Consider the following 1,473-nt stretch of genomic DNA (forward strand, 5'->3'; position numbering starts at 1 on the left):
CATCAATCGCTTCCTGCAAACTGCTGACGCCGTATATTTTCAGGTTTGGAAACTCTTTGGCACTGCGCGGCATATTGGCTTTGGGGACGATGGCGCGTTTGAAGCCGAGTTTTTCCGCTTCTTTGAGCCGTTCTTGTCCGCGTGCAACAGGGCGGACTTCACCACTTAAGCCGATTTCGCCGAAAACCACGGTTTTTTCGGGCATGGGGCGGTTGCGGAAGCTGGAAAGCATGGCGAGGATGACAGCGAGGTCGGCGGCAGGTTCGCCGATTTTGACGCCGCCGACGGCATTGAGGAATACGTCTTGGTCGAAGCAGGCAATGCCGCCGTGGCGGTTGAGGACGGCGAGCAGCATGGAGAGGCGGTTTTGTTCGAGGCCGACAGTGAGGCGTTTGGGGGTAAAGCCGTGTGCGTCATCGACCAGCGCCTGAATTTCGACCAAAAGCGGGCGGCTGCCTTCCTGTGTGACCAAAACGCACGAACCGGGCGTGTCGTCGCGGTAGCTGGCGAGGAAAATGGCGGACGGGTTGGACACGCCTTTCAAACCGTTTTCGGTCATGGCGAACACGCCCAATTCGTTTGCCGCGCCGAAACGGTTTTTGATGGCACGTATCATGCGGTAGTTGGAATGTTGGTCGCCCTCGAAATACAGCACGGTATCGACCATGTGCTCCAATACGCGCGGGCCGGCAATCGCGCCGTCTTTGGTAACGTGTCCGACCAGTATCATGGCGATGCCCATTTGTTTCGCCATACGGGTCAGTTGGGCGGCACATTCGCGTACCTGCGACACGGAGCCGGGGGCGGAAGTGATTTGGTCGGAATACATGGTTTGGATGGAGTCGATAACGACGACTTCGGGCTGATGCTGTTTCAACGCCGCTTGAATCGCTTCCATGCGGATTTCGGCAAGCAGGTTCACGCCTTCGGTGGGCAGTTCCAAACGCTGCGCGCGCAGGGCGACCTGTTGGGCGGATTCCTCGCCGGAAACGTACAGCACTTTGCGGCTTTGTGCCATTTTGGCGATGGTTTGCAACAGCAGCGTGGATTTGCCGATGCCGGGGTCGCCGCCAAGCAGGATGACCGCGCCGTCGACCAAACCGCCGCCCAATACGCGGTCAAGCTCGCCCATGCCGGTTGGATTGCGCGGCACTTCGGTAGCGGTCACGGCGGAGAGGGATTGGACGGTCGAAGTGTCCGCCGCCCAAGATTGGAAACGGGCGTTTTTCGGCTCGGGCGCGGCAAGGCTTTCCTGAAGCGTGTTCCACTCGCCGCAATGCGGGCATTTGCCTTGCCATTTCGGGGAAGTGCCGCCGCATTCGGAACATTGGTAGATGGTTTTGGGGGCTTTTGTCATGATGTTTTCCCTGTGGAATATTTGATGTGTGAAAAGGTCGTCTGAAAACAATCATATCGTTTTCAGACGACCTTTTTTATTGAGAAATAACAGGTTTATTTTTTGCTGTCTTTATC

General features: G+C 56.9%; 1 protein-coding gene. It reads right to left on the bottom strand.

Going from position 1 to position 1,473, the window contains the following annotated elements; translation table 11 throughout:
* Window positions 1-1,357: DNA repair protein RadA (gene radA / locus ACTHUT_RS20515; RefSeq protein WP_440419647.1), on the bottom strand; the 1,357-nt coding region annotated here is incomplete at its 3' end.
* Window positions 1,358-1,473 lie beyond the last annotated feature (116 nt).

The organism is Neisseria sp. P0022.S010, from assembly GCF_051956635.1.